This window comes from Bradyrhizobium lupini (assembly GCF_040939785.1).
Classification (GTDB): Bacteria; Pseudomonadota; Alphaproteobacteria; order Rhizobiales; family Xanthobacteraceae; genus Bradyrhizobium; species Bradyrhizobium canariense_D.
Map to the genome: position 1 here is coordinate 5449202 of NZ_CP162553.1, position 17782 is coordinate 5466983.

General features: G+C 63.7%; 24 protein-coding genes and 2 pseudogenes. 11 read left to right on the forward strand and 15 right to left on the reverse strand.

Translation table 11 applies throughout. The features are described from left to right. The first annotated feature begins 13 nt into the window (after positions 1–13). From AB3L03_RS25850 to bfr, 3 genes are all read left to right on the forward strand, one after another. Positions 14–301, forward strand: a complete 288-nt coding sequence (locus AB3L03_RS25850) for a hypothetical protein (RefSeq protein WP_368507213.1) — start codon at positions 14–16, stop codon at positions 299–301. Between the two features lie 161 nt (positions 302–462). Beyond that, complete coding sequence (locus AB3L03_RS25855) at positions 463–735, forward strand: bacterioferritin-associated ferredoxin (RefSeq protein WP_027570626.1); 273 nt, start codon at positions 463–465, stop codon at positions 733–735. 133 nt (positions 736–868) lie between these two features. After that, entirely contained in the window at positions 869–1357 is a 489-nt protein-coding gene (gene bfr, locus AB3L03_RS25860) for a bacterioferritin (protein WP_018454135.1), read from the forward strand. A gap of 83 nt (positions 1358–1440) precedes the next feature. On the opposite strand, the gene AB3L03_RS25865 is transcribed toward bfr, so the two are convergent. The 4 genes and pseudogenes from AB3L03_RS25865 to AB3L03_RS25880 all read right to left on the reverse strand — a co-directional run bounded on the left by AB3L03_RS25865 (position 1441) and on the right by AB3L03_RS25880 (position 3932). Then, positions 1441–2043 (reverse strand): MSMEG_1061 family FMN-dependent PPOX-type flavoprotein, encoded by a 603-nt coding sequence (locus tag AB3L03_RS25865; RefSeq protein ID WP_026232674.1) that lies wholly within the window; start codon positions 2041–2043, stop codon positions 1441–1443. Between the two features lie 51 nt (positions 2044–2094). Beyond that, positions 2095–2286, reverse strand: a pseudogene (locus AB3L03_RS25870) (hypothetical protein); the annotation flags it as partial. Positions 2287–2350: 64 nt separating this feature from the next. Then, the gene (locus AB3L03_RS25875) at positions 2351–2695 is read right to left on the reverse strand and encodes a hypothetical protein (RefSeq protein WP_085351861.1); all 345 of its coding nucleotides are present in this window, start codon (positions 2693–2695) and stop codon (positions 2351–2353) included. Positions 2696–2840: 145 nt separating this feature from the next. Then, positions 2841–3932: an alpha/beta fold hydrolase gene (locus AB3L03_RS25880; protein ID WP_018454138.1), complete on the reverse strand. Its 1092-nt coding sequence runs from the start codon at positions 3930–3932 to the stop codon at positions 2841–2843. Between the two features lie 126 nt (positions 3933–4058). Between AB3L03_RS25880 and AB3L03_RS25885 the strand changes: the two genes are divergently transcribed. Together AB3L03_RS25885 and AB3L03_RS25890 are read left to right on the forward strand one after the other, a co-directional pair. Next, positions 4059–4325, forward strand: coding sequence for a DUF2277 domain-containing protein (locus AB3L03_RS25885; RefSeq protein WP_018454139.1), 267 nt, complete (start codon positions 4059–4061; stop codon positions 4323–4325). A 96-nt stretch (positions 4326–4421) separates the two neighbouring features. After that, on the forward strand, positions 4422–4637 hold the full coding sequence (locus AB3L03_RS25890) for a hypothetical protein (RefSeq protein WP_018454140.1): 216 nt from the start codon (positions 4422–4424) through the stop codon (positions 4635–4637). A gap of 9 nt (positions 4638–4646) precedes the next feature. Here the strand turns inward: AB3L03_RS25890 and AB3L03_RS25895 are convergent, their stop codons facing one another. The 3 genes from AB3L03_RS25895 to AB3L03_RS25905 all read right to left on the reverse strand — a co-directional run bounded on the left by AB3L03_RS25895 (position 4647) and on the right by AB3L03_RS25905 (position 6506). Then, positions 4647–5162: a collagen-like protein gene (locus AB3L03_RS25895; protein WP_368507214.1), complete on the reverse strand. Its 516-nt coding sequence runs from the start codon at positions 5160–5162 to the stop codon at positions 4647–4649. A gap of 111 nt (positions 5163–5273) precedes the next feature. Beyond that, positions 5274–5522, reverse strand: a complete 249-nt coding sequence (locus AB3L03_RS25900; protein ID WP_018454141.1) for a helix-turn-helix domain-containing protein — start codon at positions 5520–5522, stop codon at positions 5274–5276. A 216-nt stretch (positions 5523–5738) separates the two neighbouring features. Beyond that, complete coding sequence (locus tag AB3L03_RS25905; protein ID WP_317245865.1) at positions 5739–6506, reverse strand: 3-oxoacyl-ACP reductase FabG; 768 nt, start codon at positions 6504–6506, stop codon at positions 5739–5741. Positions 6507–6617: 111 nt separating this feature from the next. Between AB3L03_RS25905 and AB3L03_RS25910 the strand changes: the two genes are divergently transcribed. Both AB3L03_RS25910 and AB3L03_RS25915 read left to right on the forward strand, forming a co-directional pair. After that, positions 6618–7103 (forward strand): J domain-containing protein, encoded by a 486-nt coding sequence (locus AB3L03_RS25910; protein ID WP_368507215.1) that lies wholly within the window; start codon positions 6618–6620, stop codon positions 7101–7103. Positions 7104–7164: 61 nt separating this feature from the next. Continuing rightward, positions 7165–7707: a transposase gene (locus AB3L03_RS25915; RefSeq protein WP_368507216.1), complete on the forward strand. Its 543-nt coding sequence runs from the start codon at positions 7165–7167 to the stop codon at positions 7705–7707. A gap of 230 nt (positions 7708–7937) precedes the next feature. Here the strand turns inward: AB3L03_RS25915 and AB3L03_RS25920 are convergent, their stop codons facing one another. Together AB3L03_RS25920 and AB3L03_RS25925 are read right to left on the reverse strand one after the other, a co-directional pair. Beyond that, positions 7938–8198, reverse strand: a complete 261-nt coding sequence (locus AB3L03_RS25920) for a hypothetical protein (protein WP_007613673.1) — start codon at positions 8196–8198, stop codon at positions 7938–7940. A gap of 151 nt (positions 8199–8349) precedes the next feature. Beyond that, positions 8350–8736, reverse strand: a complete 387-nt coding sequence (locus AB3L03_RS25925) for a RidA family protein (RefSeq protein ID WP_018454145.1) — start codon at positions 8734–8736, stop codon at positions 8350–8352. A 445-nt stretch (positions 8737–9181) separates the two neighbouring features. Between AB3L03_RS25925 and AB3L03_RS25930 the strand changes: the two genes are divergently transcribed. Together AB3L03_RS25930 and AB3L03_RS25935 are read left to right on the forward strand one after the other, a co-directional pair. Beyond that, positions 9182–9616: a hypothetical protein gene (locus tag AB3L03_RS25930; RefSeq protein WP_085385366.1), complete on the forward strand. Its 435-nt coding sequence runs from the start codon at positions 9182–9184 to the stop codon at positions 9614–9616. 117 nt (positions 9617–9733) lie between these two features. Continuing rightward, entirely contained in the window at positions 9734–10462 is a 729-nt protein-coding gene (locus tag AB3L03_RS25935; protein ID WP_368507217.1) for an SDR family oxidoreductase, read from the forward strand. Here AB3L03_RS25935 and AB3L03_RS25940 read toward each other — a convergent pair. Then, positions 10459–11109 carry a glutathione S-transferase family protein gene (locus tag AB3L03_RS25940; RefSeq protein ID WP_368507218.1) on the reverse strand — a complete coding sequence of 217 codons (651 nt, stop codon included), beginning with the start codon at positions 11107–11109 and terminating at the stop codon, positions 10459–10461. The genes AB3L03_RS25935 and AB3L03_RS25940 overlap by 4 nt on opposite strands. Before the next feature lie 263 nt (positions 11110–11372). Here AB3L03_RS25940 and AB3L03_RS25945 point away from each other — a divergent pair, with 263 nt between their 5' ends. Next, the gene (locus tag AB3L03_RS25945) at positions 11373–11810 is read left to right on the forward strand and encodes a VOC family protein (protein WP_368507219.1); all 438 of its coding nucleotides are present in this window, start codon (positions 11373–11375) and stop codon (positions 11808–11810) included. A gap of 226 nt (positions 11811–12036) precedes the next feature. Further along, positions 12037–12858, forward strand: a pseudogene (locus AB3L03_RS25950) (IS30 family transposase); the annotation flags it as partial. A gap of 183 nt (positions 12859–13041) precedes the next feature. Here AB3L03_RS25950 and AB3L03_RS25955 read toward each other — a convergent pair. From AB3L03_RS25955 to AB3L03_RS25975, 5 genes are all read right to left on the reverse strand, one after another. Then, positions 13042–13554 carry a mismatch-specific DNA-glycosylase gene (locus AB3L03_RS25955; RefSeq protein WP_368509074.1) on the reverse strand — a complete coding sequence of 171 codons (513 nt, stop codon included), beginning with the start codon at positions 13552–13554 and terminating at the stop codon, positions 13042–13044. Between the two features lie 218 nt (positions 13555–13772). Further along, on the reverse strand, positions 13773–14213 hold the full coding sequence (locus tag AB3L03_RS25960) for a hypothetical protein (protein WP_368507220.1): 441 nt from the start codon (positions 14211–14213) through the stop codon (positions 13773–13775). 70 nt (positions 14214–14283) lie between these two features. Next, a complete protein-coding gene (gene thiC / locus AB3L03_RS25965) occupies positions 14284–16182 on the reverse strand; it encodes a phosphomethylpyrimidine synthase ThiC (protein WP_368507221.1) in 1899 nt (632 codons plus the stop codon). A 202-nt stretch (positions 16183–16384) separates the two neighbouring features. Continuing rightward, a complete protein-coding gene (locus tag AB3L03_RS25970) occupies positions 16385–16993 on the reverse strand; it encodes a thiamine phosphate synthase (RefSeq protein WP_085361445.1) in 609 nt (202 codons plus the stop codon). After that, positions 16980–17762 (reverse strand): thiazole synthase, encoded by a 783-nt coding sequence (locus AB3L03_RS25975; RefSeq protein ID WP_368507222.1) that lies wholly within the window; start codon positions 17760–17762, stop codon positions 16980–16982. The genes AB3L03_RS25970 and AB3L03_RS25975 overlap by 14 nt, the downstream gene beginning before the upstream one ends. Positions 17763–17782 lie beyond the last annotated feature (20 nt).

Here is a 17782-nt window from a genome sequence, read left to right on the forward strand (position 1 = left end):
CCAGGGGAGGGCGATGATGGGTAACGCGATGATAAATGCATTGATCGCTGCCGGGATCGTCTCCGCGATCGGCTACGGCTGGATCACCCATCTCCAGAACCGCGGCCAGCGGCGCTCCCGCGCCGGGGCCAGCGGCAATAGCGGTGGCGACACCTCCGCGGGCACGAGCGACGGCTTCTCATTGGGGAGCTGGTTTTCCAGCGATAGTTCCAGCAGCTCGACCGACGGCGGCAGCTGTTCCAGCAGCGATGGCGGCAGTAGTGGCGGATATTGCGGGGGCGGCGATGGTGGAGGCGACTAGATCTGCCGCAATCTTGATCCAGAGCAAGGCCCTGTTTTAGAGCCGTTCTAGGCTGTTTGCGGGCTAGTTTGGAATAGCTTCAAATTCCGCTTTTTCCTTTTGCATCCGGCCGGCCCCTTAAATATCGATGATGGCGCATCACCAAAGGGCCTGCCGCTTCCATGATCGTTTGTTCCTGTAACGTGCTGAGCGATGACGACATCCGCGCCGCCGTCGCCGAGTCCGACGACGCCGTGCGCCATGCCAAGCAGGTCTATGGATGTCTCGGCTGTAGCGCCGAATGCGGCCGCTGCGCCCGGACGATCAAGACCATTATCGATGAAGCGCTCGGCCCCTGTGCCTCGTCCTGCTGCTCCGGCTGCCCGCACAACCACACTGTGGCTGCCAATGACGAGACGGCCCAGCCGGCCGAGTTCGCCCTCGCGGCCTGCTGAAATCTTCCGCAACCGTTACTGAGCTTTTCCCCGGCTGCGTCTCCGTAGCCGGTTGCCCCAGTCTTCAAACTCATTTAGAAGCGTTCTAAATTCGGTTTACGGCCGATTTGGACTGCAAGAGCTGGAGTGAACCATGCAGGGCGACGCAAAAGTTATCGACTATCTCAACAAGGCGCTGCGTCACGAGCTGACTGCGATCAACCAGTACTGGCTGCACTACCGGTTCCTCGACAATTGGGGCCTGCGGGACATGTCCAAGGTCTGGCGCAAGGAGTCCATCGAGGAGATGGAGCACGCCGATAAGCTCACCGAGCGAATCCTGTTCTTCGACGGCTTCCCGAACATGCAGGTGCTCGATCCCTTGCGCATCGGCCAGAACGTCAAGGAGATCATCGAGTGCGATCTCGCCGCCGAGATGAGCGCGCGGGCGCTCTATCAGGAAGCGGCGACCTACTGCCACAGCGTCAAGGACTACGTGACGCGTGATCTGTTCGAGAAGCTGATGAGCGACGAGGAGCACCACATCGACTTCCTCGAGACCCAGCTCGACCTGATCGGCCGCATCGGCCTCGAACTCTACACCCAGAAGCACGTTGGCGGGCTCGAGGGGGACGGGCATTAGTTCGGCGCGTTAGCGATGGCACAACTCCGTATCGGCCTGATGCGCGATTCCGCACCAGGCCGGGACGACAGCCTGGACGCCAGCTACAACTGCGTCTTGTAGAGCTCTTCCACGATCTCCTGACTCTGCGGCTCACCAAGGCCGGTCTGCTCGTGGACCACCTCGACGATGCTCGGCATCACCGAGCGCGGCACCTTCTCGGACGACCAAAGCTTCGAGCGCATCAGTGCCTTGCCGCAGTGGAAATAGACTTCGCTGACGGCGACGTTCAGCACCGCGCGCGGCGACTTGCCAAACTCCACCATCGAGGCGAGCAGGTCCGGATCGGCGGACAGCGAGCCGCGGCCGCCGACGCGCAGCGTCTCGTCGATGCCGGGGACGAAGAACAACAGATGCACGAAGCCCGAGCCCTCGACGACATTTCGAAAACTGTCGATCCGGTTGTTGCCGGAGCGATCAGGCATCAGCAGCTGGTTGGGGCCGGCGACGTGGACGAAGCCAACGCCGCCGCCGCGTGGTGAGGCATCGACGCTGCCGTCCGCTCCCGATGTCGCGAGCACGCAGAACGGCGACATCTCGATGAATTTCTTCGCATGCGTGTCGATTGCGGGGCGCGCTTTCGCGATCACGCGCGGGCTCGGCTGGGCATAGATGGTGGCGAGGTCTTCGGCGCAAAGATCAGTCACGAAGGTCTCCCTGGTGGAATGCCCCGAGAATATCATCTCTCGGCCCGATCGCTATCCCCCTTTGTCACGCCGCCGCGTCCAGTCGATCACGCCAGCGCAGTTCAGAGCCCACCAGATCAGGACTGGCTGCAGCGCCAGCCGCGGCCCGTGATAGAGCCAGCTGTTGGGGATGGGTGGAAGGTCGATGCCCTCCAGGACCTGCTTGATGCTTGCCGCCCACACGCAAGGCGGATAGAGCGCGAGCTCGCGTTCTGTCGTTCACAGGAGCTATCGGCCGAGCTAGCACGCGCCGCGTCGAGGGATCGCGCTACACCGCATCCGCCGGCACGAAGCAACTGATGATGATGGCGCCGCGGTGACGGACGTACCACACCACGGCCTGGCCGACCGGATTGCCGCGGTCGCGGATGATGGCGCGCTCGGGCACCTCCATCCATTGTCCCTCGATCGGCACCCAATAGGCACCGCTGCGCACGTCGTACTCCGTGCGATGGCCGTCGGAGACGTCACAGCAGGGCACGCCGTTCGGTGCGATCACGCTCTTGAACCAGGCGCGGATGTCGGGCGGGACGTGATCATATTGCCCGTTGTCGAACGCGAACGCGGCGCCCGTCAGTGCGGCCAGCCAAACGCACAGTGCGAGCCTGTGCATGCGATCCTCCTCATCGCGTGTCGTGCCGTTGGCGCGCGATTATCCCGCGCGTCGATTCGGACATCGACGCAATTAAGCCCGAGCCGTCAGCGTAATGCATGCTCAAATAATATGCGGGCTAGACGGCCGTTGATGCGATGCAAAATCAGCGGCGCGCAGATTCGATCGTTTGCTGCGGCGCGGCTTGCAGAAATTGCTGGACCTGCTCGCTGTAGAATTTGGCGTTTCCGGTGGTGCCGTGGCCGCGCGTCTCGGTGCTTGCCGGAATGAGATACAGTTTGCTGTTCTTGACCCGCGTCATCGCAGCGTCCGTGATGCCGGTCTCAGGCGGGTTGCGTTCGTCGTCGGCTGAATTGATCAGCAGCAGCGGCGCTTCGATGGCCTCCAGCTTCTCGCCGGCATTGTAGTTATGCGAAGACTCCCACTGGTAGACGAAGTCGTTGGCATCTGCCGTGATCGGCATGGCCAGCCGCTCGTCGACGATCTTGTCGGCCTTCGCCGCCGTCGGCGCCTGCGATTGATAGGCCAGCGTTCCACCGATGCTCGCGATGCCGTAGGCGGTGATGGCGTATTTCATCATGCGCGGCTGGCTGGTGTAATTCCCGCCGTTGTAGTCGGGGTCGCTGCGGATGGTGTCGAGCATGATCCGCCGCAGCATCCAGTTTCGGGATGCCATCTCGGTCGGCTGCGAGGCCATCGGGATCAGCGCGTCCATCGCCTTCGGATATTTCTCGCCCCACAACCAGGTGTGCATGCCGCCCATCGAATTGCCGATGACGAGCCGCAGATGCTTGACCCCGAGCCCTTCCGTCACCAGGCGATACTGAGCTTCGACCATGTCGTCGTAATCGTATTTCGGGAAGCTCGTCTTCATCCCGTCGGACGGTTTTGACGATTTGCCATGGCCGATGTTGTCGGGGATGATGATGTAATATTTGGAGGCATCCAGTGGCTGCCCCGCGCCGAACAGCTCGCCGCCGAAGGCCGGCGACAGCATGCTCGCGCCCGAGCCGCCGGTGCCGTGCAGCACAAGGACCGGCTGGCCGCTCGGCTCCCCCACGGTGGTGTAGTGCAGCTTCAGCTCCGGCATGGTCTCGCCGGTGTGGAACTTGAAATCCTTGGCGATCCAGTCGCCCTGCTTCGGCGCCGGATAATCGGCCGCCCATGCGGACGTCGAGATGGCCGCCAACGAGACGGACAACAGGATGGCTGACAGCGCCGCGCAGGAAGCTTTCATGTCTATTTCCCCCGTGCGGCTCTGGTCGGCGGCCGCGTTGCGGCGGAACTTAGCAGAACTGTGCGGAAGGATGTAGGATTTCGTTTTCGCCGGTCGTCCTTTGGGGGAAAGGTCAGGAGAGACTGCATGTGCCGCAACATCAAGACGCTGTTCAACTTCGAGCCGGAGGCGACCGAGGATGAGATCCACGCCAGCGCGCTCCAGTTCGTTCGAAAACTGTCCGGCTTCAACAAGCCGTCGCAGGCCAACGAGGCGGCCTTCGATCGTGCGGTGGCGGAGGTCTCGGAGGCTGCGCGAAAACTCCTGACGTCGCTGCACACCCATGCGCCGGCGCGTGATCGTGAGGTCGAAGCGGAAAAGGCCAAGGAACGTTCGCGGCTGCGGTTCGGTTAGGCGGCTCGAAGGTCCGTTCCGTGACCTGCCTCACGGTGACAACGGTCTCAGCGCGCGATGATGTTCGCCGGGCTTTTGACACCCCGGAGCACGACCATGAGCCGCCCCCTTCTTCCGCTGAAAGCAGGTGCCATCGTTTTCACGTTGCTGTGGACCGCGTGGATGACGTGGTGGAGCGGCTCGTTCTCGAGCGCGAACGTCGTGATCCTGGCCTTGTGCGGCGCAGCGGTCGGCTATCTCTGGTACCGCGCCATGCGCTGGCAGTTCGAGCGCATGGGCATGCTGCCGCGACGCGAGAATGGGACGAAATAGATTCGTCCGTCAGTCCTTGTGGCCGTGCTTCTTCTTTTTCTTCTTCTTCCTGTGATCGCCTTCGCTGTCCTCGTCTTCGTCATCGAGGGGCGCGTCGTCGGTCTCCTGCACCGCGGCTTCCAGCGCCTCGCGCTCGGCAGCCTCATGCTCGCGCTGGCGGCGGCGTTCGTCCCAGGCGTCGAACAGCTGATCGAGCCACGGCAGCACCTGTTCGATCGACGGCAACTGGCCGGGCGGACCGGCCTCGCCGCGCGGGCCCTGCGGCCCCGCCGGCCCCTGCGGTCCGACAGGTCCCTGTGCACCGGCCGCCCCGCGCGGGCCGGCTTCGCCCTGCTTGCCTTGCGGACCGGGCTTGCCCAGCGGTCCAGGCTTTCCGATCGGGCTCGGCTTGCCCTGCGGACCTGGCTTGCCACGCGCGCCATCGGGCCCGCGCTTGCCTGGATGACCCTGCGGTCCCGGCCGCCCCGGTTCGCCCTGCCGTCCGCGCGGTCCCTGAGGTCCCTGCCGTTTTTGTTCGTCTGCCACGCCGCTGCTCCCTTGACCGGAAGCAAGTAATTAGCGGCGTTTGACGACAGCAGCAATTCCACTCGGACAGCGCGCCGGCTGGATCAACATCAATCGGCGGCACGTCGCGCGCTAGTCGTGATAGGCCGGCACCTCGATGCCGGAGGCGGCGTAGAGCCTGATTTTGTTGCGCAACGTGCGCACCGAGAGGCCGAGCACGCGCGAGGCGCGCGTGCGATTGCCGTCGCAGCGGGCGAGCGTCTGCAGCACGAGCTCACGCTCGACCTCGTCGACGGTCGCGCCGATCAGCAGCGGAACGATCTGGTTCGGTGAAAGGACATACGCGCCCGGTTCGGACGCAGCGACATGAACAGTGGTCATCGACACACTCCCCGATCAACGCCGCTTCCGTCTTTGGAAGCGGATCGAGAACAAACGACCCCCAAGCCGTAGATCTACGGTGGGCGGGTTTGGTTAACGAAACGTTAACCGCGGGCGATCGCACGAATTGACCTTGGGAATGCCGCCGCACCGCCGCGATTGGCACGGATTGCATATTCCTGCGAGCATACCCCGCAAAGCAGGCATCCCTCCCGCTCACACCGTCCGGTATCCGCCATCCACCATCACGATCGTTCCCGTGACGTAGGCCGACATGTCCGACGCAAGGAAGATCGCGGGACCCACGATGTCCTCGGGCTTGCCGGTGCGCGCCAGCGGGGTGTGATCGACGAAAGCCTGCACCAGCGCCGGATTGGTCGCACGCACATTGGCGTTGATGTTAGTCTCGATGAAGCCCGGCCCGATTGCATTGACGCGCACGCCCTCCTTGCCGAGCTCGACCGCGAGCGCCTTGGTGAAGCCGAGCACGCCGTGTTTCGAGGTGGTGTAGGCCGCCGAGCTCGGCGTGCGCAGATGCACGAAGGACTGGATCGATCCGATATTGACGATGCGGCCCTTGGCTGCTCGCAAGGGCGCGAGGAACGCCTGCGTCATGTTGAAGACGCCGTTGAGGTTGAGCGAGATGATGTCATTCCAATCCTTCGCCACCGTCTCGGTATCGGCGGTGAAGGCGTTGCGGCGGGTGATGCCGGCATTGTTGACGAGGATCGAGACCTGCCCGACCTTGTCGGCGACTTGCCTGGCGAGCGCGAAGCAGTCGTCGCGTTTGGTGACGTCGAGTGCAAAGCTCTCGGCCTTGCCGCCGGACTTGCGGATCCCCTCGGCGGCTTCCGCGACCGTGTCGGCGTTGACGTCGAGCAGCACCACTTGCGCGCCCTCGCGGGCGTAGCCGGAAGCGATGGCCCGGCCGATGCCCGAACCGGCGCCCGTGATGACGGCGATATGGTTTGCGAGCAATGCCATGACAATTTCCTCCCGATTTCTTTTCGAAGTTTCATGAAAGGCTAACTCGAAATTAAGGGGTCGGAAACGGCGCCCTTGGCATACTGATCTTGATTGCTAAACGTTGCGCGCATGATGGAACGGCTCGAATCCTGGAAACTCGCACTCGAACGCCTGCGGTCGGCGGACGGCGCCGGTTGGGCCGAGGCGGGCCGGCTGGCGGCCGAGATCGCGCGGATGAGCACCGATACCATGCTGCGTCAGGCTGCCGAGCAGGCGCTTCCGGTGCTGCGCCAGGCCGTGGACAATGACGATCACAGCGTCACGCTGGCGGCCCGGCGCCGTCTCGGCGTGGTGCTCGATGTCGTTCACGACCTGACCGCGCCGCGCTTCGGGCGCCGCAATGCTGCGCCGAAAAAATTGTCCAGCGAAGATCGCGCCCGCAAGGTGCTCGGCCTGCCGCTCGCGGTGCAGCTCACCTGCGAGGACATCAATCAGGCCTATCGCCGCGCCGCCAAGGGCATGCACCCCGACCGGGGCGGCAGCGCGGAAGCCTTCATCGACCTCGCCGCCGCGCGCGATATCCTGATCCATCCCCGCGCGTACAAGGACGCGTGAGGGCTCATGTGCTATCCTGTAGCCCGGATGAGCGAAGCGACATCCGGGACGGGTCTAGCCCATGGTTTTGTATCGCAGAAATTTTCTTCCCGGCGGCACCTACTTTTTCACTGTAGCGCTCTTCGACCGCAGATCGACCATTTTGATTGAAAACGTTGGCGCCCTGCGTGATGCCTTCCGGGCCGCTCGCAGGGAGCGCCCGTTCGAGGTCGATGCGATCGTGATCCTTCCGGACCATTTGCATGTCGTCATGAGCCTCCCGCCGCATGACGCCGATTTCGCGGGACGTTGGCGAAGGATCAAGGGGCATTTCAGCAGCGCACTACTGCATGCGGGTATCGACGTAGCCCGCCACTCCAATGGAGAATTGGCTCTGTGGCAACGACGCTACTGGGAGCACACGGTTCGCGACGAAGATGATTTCGCCCGCCACGTGGATTACATTCACTTCAACCCCGTCAAGCATCGCTACGTCCAGCGCGTTTGTGATTGGCCGCATTCGTCCGTTCACCGATATGCGCGGGCGGGATTGCTCTCGGAAGACTGGGCGGGCGATGCCGGCGAAAGTGGGATTGCTTTCGGTGAGCGAGCCGAGGGAGGCTGACCGGGAATTCCCGGATATCGCTTCGCTCATCCGGGCTACGGACGTCAGACTTGGAGTCGGACGCTGGTGCGCCCCGGACAAGATGTGAGTGGGTCCGCCAACCGGCCAGGTTCAAAGCGTGTGCGCGGAAAATGCGTGACGTCGGCCGAAAAACCGGTGGTCCGTCCAAAAGAAAAAGGGCGGACCGCTTGCGCGATCCGCCCTTTGAAATCCGGTCTGTCGCCTCACGCCTAGAGCGTGCAGCGGCGCTCCGCGCGCAGCTTGATCTGGAGCTCCGAGGCGGCCGTGAAGGTCGGGAGCGGCTTGCTGACGACCTTGTAGGTCGACACGCCCCACTGGAACGGCTTGTACTTGAGGTCCTCGTTCCAGACCTGGCAAATGCCGGTGTTGTCCCAGCGGATCACGTAATAGCCGACTGCCGCAGAGGCCGGCACGGCGAACACGGAGGTGGCGATGCCGGCAACGGCACAAAGGGCGAGAACGCGACGCATGAAATATCTCCTGATGGGAACGTGAGAGGAAACTGGTGCGGCAAATCCGCGTGGCTGGCAAGCGGGGCGGCGACCGTTCACGGATATGTCAGCCGTTGGTCGGCTGTTCGGACGACCCTTATCCCTTGACTATCGCCTGACGATCACACGTCTAACTCTTGGCCAGCGACGCCACCGCCTCGATCTCGATCAGCATCTTCGGATCGGGCAGTGCGTGGACCACGCAGGTGGTGCGGGCAGGGTAAGGCGGCGGGCCGAAGGCGCCGGCATAGAGCGCGTTCATGGCGGCCACGTCGGAGGCGCGGGTCAGCAGCACGTTGACCTTGACGAGATCGCGGATCTCGGCGCCGGCCTCCGCCAGCACGCGCTTGATGTTGATGGCGACATTGGCGAACTGCGCCTCGAAGCCGTCAGGCAGCGCGCCGTTCGCGTCGAAGCCGGGAATGCCGGAGACGAACAGGAGATCGCCTGCGCGCGTGGCAAAGGACAGCGGCGGCGCCTTGACGTGCGGCGGGGGCGCGAAATGCTGGATCGGCATGGCATCACCTCGGATGGAGGGCTGGAAGCGCAAGCGTAGCGGCAGCTCGGGGCGCCTCCAACAAAAAACGCGAAAACAACCCCATGCACAGTAGACATCCAGCAGGAATCATTGAGCTTTCTTCACTTCGGGAAAAACAAAATAATCGTTGCCCCGTCGGGCAAAACAGGGGCAGAATGGCATGAGGCGGGTGAGCGTCTTGTCGCGCCAAACTCCGCCGTCATGCCCCGGCTCGACCGGGGCATCCAGTACGCCGCGGTTTTCGGTCCACCATCGCTCTCTCTGGAATACTGGATCGCCCGGTTAAACCGGGCGATGACAGTTGAGTGTGTTGCTACAGACCGTGACTCACGCCGATCCCATCATGTTGCCGCCCCGATCCATCGGATAGATTCCGCGCGTTCGATTCGTTTCCCTCCTTGAAGAATAGCCCCCGGAGACTCCCATGAAGTTCGCATCCACCCTCCGCGCCGCGCTGGTCGGCATTGCCGCGCTCGCCGGCCTCTCGACCTCGGCGCTGGCCGACGGCGGCACCGTGGTGCTGACGATCTACAAGGCGGGCTGGATCATCGGTGGCTCCGGCGGCTCGGGTGTGATGAACTTCCGCGGCCGCGCCTATTCGCTTTCGACCGGCGGTCTCGACTACGGCCTCGTCTTCGGCGGCTCCAAGACCGTGTTGCGCGGCCGCGTCTCCAACATCAACCGGCCCTCCGACATCGCCGGCGTCTATGGCGCCGCCGGTGCGGGCATCGCGGTGGGCCGCGGCGCGCGTGCGATCGTGCTGACCAACCAGAAGGGCGCCGTGCTCGAGCTGTCCGGCACGCAGGTCGGCCTGATGGCGAATGCGGACCTGAGCGGGCTTGCGATCACGCTGCGGTAAGGCCGATGTCGTAGGGGGAAATGGGGCGCAAGCGCCGCGCCCACCATCTCTTCCCGACAATTCCGGCCGGGGTCGTTATACTCACGATCCCAGTGACCTCGGCAAGATGGGGATCCCATGGCGAGAAAGTTGGACGGCAAGGTGGCGGCCGTGACCGGGGCTGTGTCGGGCATCGGATTGGCCAGCACCGAGGCGATGCTGGCCGCCGGCGCGCGCGTGGTGATGGTCGACCGCGATGAGGCCGCGCTGAAGGCGCTCCGCGACAAGCACGGCGACGCGGTGATCCCGCTGCTCATCGATCTGCTGGACCCAAAAGACTGTGCAACGCTGCTGCCGCGCGTTCTGGAGCAGGCCGGCCAGCTCGATATCCTGCATGCGAATGCCGGGACGTATATCGGTGGCGATCTGGTCGATGCCGACACCATGGCGATCGACCGGATGCTGAACCTGAATGTCAACGTCGTGATGAAGAACGTGCACGACGTGCTGCCGCACATGATCGCGCGCGGGACCGGCGACATCATCGTCACGAGCTCGCTGGCGGCGCATTTTCCCACGCCATGGGAGCCGGTCTATGCGTCGTCCAAATGGGCGGTGAACTGCTTCGTCCAGACGGTGCGGCGCCAGGTCTTCAAGCACGGCATCCGCGTCGGCTCGATTTCGCCCGGTCCGGTCGTGACCTCGCTGCTCGCGGACTGGCCGCCGGAGAAGCTGAAGGAAGCCAGGGACTCGGGAAGCCTGCTGGAGGCCGGCGACGTGGCTGAGGTCGTGATGTTCATGCTGACGCGGCCGCGCGGCATGACCATCCGCGACGTTGTGATGCTGCCGACCAATTTCGATCTTTAGGGCGCCAAGCGTGCCCCGGTGAACACCGCCAATTGCGCCTCGAATGCCCGCCTGAAAGCGGGCCGTGCTTCGCCGCGGGCGACGTAGGCGGCGATTTCTGGATATTCGTCCAGCAGGCCCGACGCGTTCAACCGGCGCAGCACCGTCACCATCATGAGATCGCCGGCGCTGAACGCACCGTCGAGCCAGTCGGCATCGCCGAGGCGGCGGGACAAGTCCCCGAGCTTGACACGGACGCGGTCCTGCAGCATCGGCAGTCGCTCCGCGTACCAGCTCTTGTCGCGCTCGAACAGCATGGCCATGCCGAGCTCGACGATCGGCGGCTCCAGCGTGCTCAGCGCGGCAAACATCCACGCGATCGCGCGGGCGCGGGCGTGCGGCTCGGTCGGCAGCAGCCCAGCATGGCGGTCGGCGATATGGAGCACGATGGCGCCGGACTCGAACAAGGCGAGATCGCCGTCCTCATAGGTCGGAATCTGCCCGAACGGATGTAGCGCGAGATGCGCGGGCGCTTTCATGTCCGCGAACGAAACCAGACGCACATCGTAAGGCGCGGCGACCTCTTCGAGCGCCCAACGCACCCGCATGTCGCGGGCCTGTCCCTTGCCGCGGTCGGGCGAGCTTTCGAAGGCGGTAATGGTGGGCATGTAGGGGCTCCGGGGTTGATCGCGTATTGCGTTCGGAGGACGAATGGAATGAGTGGATTCCGACAGGTTAATGCGTTTTCGTGGACCCGTAGCCCGCACGAGCGATAGCGATCTGCGGGGCAGCTGCCGGCCCCGGATGTCGCTGTCGCTCATCCGGGCTACAAGAAAATCCCGCGGCCACTGTCGGATCGTTGCCTCCTGCCTCGTCCTTGGAACATCGGCGCGCCGCCGCGCGCCCGGCCGAGGCGAAAGGATACACGTTCATGACCTCCATCACGCCGTTTCTCTGGTTCGACAACAACGTGCCGGAGGCCGTCGCCTTCTACAAATCGGTGTTTCCCAATGCCAAGGTTGAGACCGTCAGCGACTTCATGGCGGTGTTCGAGCTCGAAGGCCAGCGCTTCAACGCGCTCAACGGGGGCCCGCAATACAAGTTCAACGAGGCGGTGTCGTTCTTCATCAGCGTGGAGACGCAGGCGGAAGTCGATTATTTCTGGGACAGGCTCATCGCCGACGGCGGCGAAGAATCCCGCTGCGGCTGGCTGAAGGACAAGTTCGGGCTGTCCTGGCAGGTGATCCCATCAGCGCTCGGCCGCTACCTCGGCGACTCCGACCGCAGCAAGGCGAACCGGGTCATGCAGGCGATGATGCAGATGAGAAAGATCGTGATTGCGGATCTGGATAGGGCGTATGCGGGGTGAACTTGTCGCGGGATGCGTTGCCAAATCGGCAGTGTCGTCCCGGCGAAGGCCGGGACCCATACCGCGGAATCCATCGATTACGAATGGTCGCTGTACCGGACCTCGACTCCCCGCCAAACCACTCCCTGGGGTTATGGGTCCCCTGAGTTCACAAACGAAGTGCAACACTTCCATCTGGAGGTGTTGCCATGGGGCGGACTTACAAACAGCTCTCCCTTGACGATCGATGCGAGATTGCCCGCCTTTCGGCCAATGGCGGCTCGGTCGGGAAGTCGCGGCAGCTTTGGATCGGCCGCCATCAACGATCTCTCGGGAGCTGAGGCGGAACCGTGGCAGGCAAGTCGGCTACAAGCCAAGCTATGCTCAGCAGCAGACCCGGGCGCGGCGCTGGAAGGGCTCTCGCCTCGAGCGGGACGCCAGCTTGCGCCGCGAGGTCTTGGCAGGCTTGAGCCGCGGTTGGTCACCCGAACAGGTCGCAGGCAGGCTGGCCCGGGAACGTGGCCGTAGGGTGATCTCCTACGAGAGCATCTACCGCTTCATCTACGCCCAGATCACACGCACGACGGACTTCACCTGGCGGCGCTATCTGCCTCGAGGCAAGAGCAAGCGAGGCCACCGCGGCAAACGAGGCGGGAGCCCCGCAAGCTTCATCGAAGGCCGTGTTTCGCTGGCAGAACGGCCTGCCGAGGTCGCCGATCGCAAAGTCCCGGGCCACTGGGAAGCCGATCTGATGATGTTCTCCAAATACCGGCAGGCCATCCTGGCCGTCCACGAGCGAACCTCGCGCCTGCTGCTCGCCGTTCCCATCGAACGCAAGTTCGCCGCCGGTATCGCTAGCCATCTCGTACGCCTGTTCAAAGCCGTACCGGAGGCACTGCGCCGTACCGTCACCTTCGACAACGGCACCGAGTTCGCCGCCCACCTTTCCTTGCAGAGCCTCTTGATGAAGACCTTCTTCTGCGACCCGCACGCGCCGTGGCAAAAGGGCGGCATCGAGAACGCCATCGGCCGCTTGCGCCGCTTCATCCCCCGAAAGACCGACCTCGAAAAGCTCCCAACCAGGCGCTTCCGTCAGTCCATTGCCGCCTACAACAACACCCCGCGCAAATGCCTTGACTTCAGAACCCCGGCAGAGGCCTTCTCCTCTCAACTGTTGCACTTCGAGTGTGAATCCACCTCCCGGCCTTCGCCGGGACGACGCCCGAGGGTGGAGCGCTATCGCAAATTCACGCTACGCCGCAATCCACGCCGCAAGCTCGCGCCACGGCTGCAGCGTCCAATGCCCGGATGCCGCGCCGGACGGCGAGGGCAGCACGAACATTTCGGGCAAACTCTCATCCCGCTGCTGCCGCCCCAACGCAATCGCTGCCGACGGCCTGCTGTAAAACAAGCTCGCCGCCTTCTTGCTCGTGAACGCAATCGTCCTCGGGCGAAACTTCTCGATCTTGGCCCTGAACCCCGGCACGTCGATCGTCTCAGCCGCGATCTGGTGATCCATCCCGGCGCCCGACTTGGAGAGATCGGTGAAGCCGATCCCGAGCTCAAGCAAGCTTGCAAACTCGCTCGGTTGATAGCGCCGCGGCGTGATCCCGGCCTCATGGATCGCGCGCCAGAAGCGGTTGCCGGGATGGGCGTAGTAGTGCCCGAGCTTGGCCGACCGCGTGCTGGCGGCGGTGCCGACGAAGACGAGACGGAGGTTGGGAAGGAGTTGGTCGGGGAGGCGGTGGGGGAATGTATCGGGCACGTCAATTATCCGCGGCTGTAGCCCGCATGAGCGGAGCGATATGCGGGATGGCAAAGACCCGGATGTCGCTGCGCTCATCCGGGCTACGCTTGCTGGCGTTAGTCCGATTTACGCGTCACACGCAACGCCCGAGCCGCTTCTAGTTCATAAATTCCGTCGGTGCAGTGTCCTGTCAAAAGATCGAGGCTGAATGATATCCAAGAGTCTCCAATGGGAGATCATGCCTCGCCGGTGAGCATGGTTTCTTGAACATTTATCTTGCGGAAGCCATCCCACGAAATCTGCGGACTATTCCATCGCAAATTATCTGACCGAACCGCGCTGAAATCGACCGACCCTTGGAAAACGACTAATCCAAGAGCCGGTACGCCAATTGCACGCGCAGTGTCACTTGCAATGCGATCTCGAATGGCGTGGTGTTCCGGATCGATAATGCAAGTATCGCCGCGAGCGACAACGATCACGTCCCTTCCGTTGGGATGATCGAGCACAGTGGTGTAATCGAAGATGCCTCCCACGAAATTGCCGATCCATGGATCGGAATCGTTGGGATAGAAGCGAACTACCAAACCTTCCCGAAATTCGCGCTCACCGCGCGCGGTTAAAGAGATGGCCGGAGGTCCGTACGGTGGTAGTCCTGGTAGTATTTCAAACCGCATGGGCTGTTCGTATTGCGTTTCCAACTTTGGGGGCGACGACCGTCGCCCCCAGAATTCGCACGGGCGCCCCTCACAACACCCGGTTACTCTCCTTCACCTTCTCCGCATCCAGATACACGCTTGAGCCCATCTCCTTGAACTTCGCGCTCATCTTGGCCATGCCGTCCTCGGCAGTCCCGCTCATCGACATGCCCACGCCGTTCGGGTCGTTCAGCGTCGCCGCGTAATCACGCACGTCCTGGGTGATCTTCATCGAGCAGAATTTTGGGCCGCACATCGAGCAGAAATGCGCGACCTTGTGGGCTTCCTTCGGCAGGGTCTCGTCGTGGAAGTTTTTGGCGGTGTCGGGGTCGAGGCCGAGGTTGAACTGGTCGCTCCAGCGGAAGTCGAAACGGGCGCGGGACAGCGCGTCGTCGCGCAGCTGGGCTGCCGGGTGGCCCTTGGCGAGATCGGAGGCGTGGGCCGCGATCTTGTAGGTGATGACGCCGACCTTGACGTCGTTGCGGTCGGGCAGGCCGAGATGCTCCTTCGGCGTGACGTAGCAGAGCATGGCGCAGCCGAACCAGCCGATCATGGCCGCACCGATGCCCGAGGTGATGTGGTCGTAGCCCGGCGCGATGTCGGTGGTCAGGGGCCCGAGGGTGTAGAACGGGGCCTCGCCGCATTCCTTGAGCTGCTTGTCCATGTTGATCTTGATCTTGTGCATCGGCACGTGGCCGGGGCCTTCGATCATGACCTGGCAGCCCTTGTCCCACGCGATCTTCGTGAGCTCTCCGAGCGTCTCCAGCTCGGCGAACTGCGCGCGGTCGTTGGCGTCGGCGATCGAGCCCGGACGCAGGCCGTCGCCGAGCGAGAACGAGACGTCATACTTGCGCATGAGATCGCAGATCTCGTCGAAATGGGTGTAGAGGAAGCTTTCCTTGTGATGCGCCAGGCACCACTTGGCCATGATCGAGCCGCCGCGCGACACGATGCCGGTGACGCGGTTGGCGGTGAGGTGGATGTATTGCAGGCGCACGCCGGCGTGGATGGTGAAATAGTCGACGCCCTGCTCGCACTGCTCGATCAGCGTGTCCTTGTAGAGCTCCCAGGTCAGCTTGACCGGATCGCCGTCGCACTTCTCCAGCGCCTGATAAATCGGAACGGTGCCGATCGGCACCGGCGCGTTGCGCAGGATCCATTCACGGGTGGTGTGGATGTTGCGGCCCGTGGAGAGGTCCATCACGGTGTCGGCGCCCCAGCGGATCGCCCATACCATCTTCTCGACCTCTTCCTCGACCGATGACGTGACCGCCGAGTTGCCGATATTGGCGTTGATCTTGGTCAGGAAGTTGCGGCCGATGATCATCGGCTCGAGTTCGCTGTGATTGATGTTGCAGGGGATGATGGCGCGGCCGCGCGCGATCTCGGAGCGGACGAACTCCGGGGTGATGAACGCGGGGACTTCCGCGCCGAAACTTTCGCCGTCGGCAAGGGCTGCTTCCGCACGCTCGAGCTGCTGTTTGCGGCCGAGGTTTTCGCGCGCGGCGACGTAGATCATCTCCTTGGTGATGATGCCGGCGCGGGCGAACTCGAGCTGCGTGATCTTGTGGCCGTCGAGGCCGCGGAGCGGCTGGTGATAGGCCGAGAAGGCGCGCGCGGCCTTGCCGGTGGAGACGCTGCCATTGTCCTCCGGCTTGATCTGCCGTCCCTGATATTCCTCGACGCCGCCGCGCTCGAGCACCCAGGCCTTGCGGCCGCGCGCGAGACCGGCGTTGACGTCGATGGTCACGCTCGGGTCGGTGTAGGGGCCGGAGGTGTCGTACACCGGCAGGTTCGGTTCGCCGGCGCCTTCGGACAGGATGATCTCGCGCAGCGGCACGCGCAGGTCGGGCGCGGCATCGGGCGAGGCGAAGATTTTTCGCGACGAGGGCAGCGGGCCGGTGGTGACGGCGGGGACGGTCTTGTCGGGATTGGAGCGGATGTTCATGGGATCCTCCGGTTTAATTCGTTGATGTCGCTGTGCGAGAGGCAAATTCGGCTGTCATCCCCGCCTAGTGCGCAATTGCGCACGGGAGCGGGGATCCAGTACTCCGAGACGGTGCGGCTCAAGCCGAGAAGCCGCGGCGTACGGGATCGCCCGGTCGAGCCGGGCGATGACAGTGGCGTGCGGGGTGAGAGAGTGAGGCGCATCACGCCGCCTCCGCGGACAGGCCGAGCCATTGCCGCACCCGCGCATCCGGGTCGGCATTCTGGGTGACGTCGCTGACGACGGCGATGGAATCCGCGCCCGCGGCAAAGATCTCCGCGGCGTGCTCGAACTTGATGCCGCCGATCGCGACCAGCGGGATATTGCCGATGCGCTTCTTCCATTCCGTGATCTTCGGAATGCCCTGCGGCTCGAAGCGCATCGACTTCAAGGTGGTGAAGAAGATCGGGCCCAGCGCAACATAATCGGGCTCGGCGGCGAGCGCGGTGTCCAGCTCACCCTCGTCATGGGTGGAAACGCCGAGCGACAGCCCGGCCTCGCGGATGGCAGCGAGGTCGGCGTCGGCCAAATCCTCCTGGCCGAGATGCAGATATTTCGCCCCGGCGACGATCGCGGCACGCCAATAGTCGTTGACGACGAGCTTGGCTTGCGTGTCCGCGGTGATCGCCAGCGCATCGGTGACCATCTGCAGCGATTGCGAATCGTCGAGATCTTTCGCGCGCAGCTGGATGGTGCCGACGCCGAGCCTGGTCAGGCGCTCGACCCAGGCGAGGCTGTCGACGACGGGATAAAAGCGATCAGGATACGGCATGCCAAAAAGGTGTCCCAACGACAGGGGTGGAGGGGGAGGCGAAATCGCGGGCGTTCATCAGCCCGGCTTCGTAAGCGGTGCGGCCGGCCTCGATGCCGAGGCGGAAGGCGTTGGCCATCGCGACGGGATCGGCGGCTTTGGCGATGGCGGTGTTGAGCAGCACGGCGTCGTAGCCGAGCTCCAGCGCCTGCGCCGCATGCGAGGGCGCGCCGATGCCGGCGTCGACCACCAGCGTGATATCGGGCAGCCGCTCGCGCATCAGCTTGAGCGCGTCGCGGTTGGTGATGCCTTTCGCGCTGCCGATCGGCGCAGCCCACGGCATCACCACCTTGCAGCCGGCATCGACCAGGCGGTTGGCGACCGAAAGATCCTCTGTGCAATAGGGGAACACCTCGAAGCCGTCCTTGATCAAAATGGCGGCGGCTTCGACCAGTCCAACGACATCGGGCTGCAGCGTGTCGTTGTCGGCGATGACTTCGAGCTTGATCCAGCTCGTGCCGAATAGTTCGCGCGCGAGCTTGGCCGTCGTCACCGCCTCGCGCACGCTGCGGCAGCCGGCGGTGTTCGGCAGCACCGTGACGTCGAGCTCGCGGATCAGATTCCAGAACGCGTCCCCAGTCTTGCCGCCGGCGGATTCGCGCCGCAGCGACACCGTGACGATGTTCGAGCCCGAGGCGCGGATCGCCGACTGCATGATCGCAGGCGAGGGATAGAGCGCGCTGCCGATCAGGAGGCGGGAGGGGAAGGTTTTGCCGTAGAAGGTCACCATGGGGTGTCTCTCCAAATGAC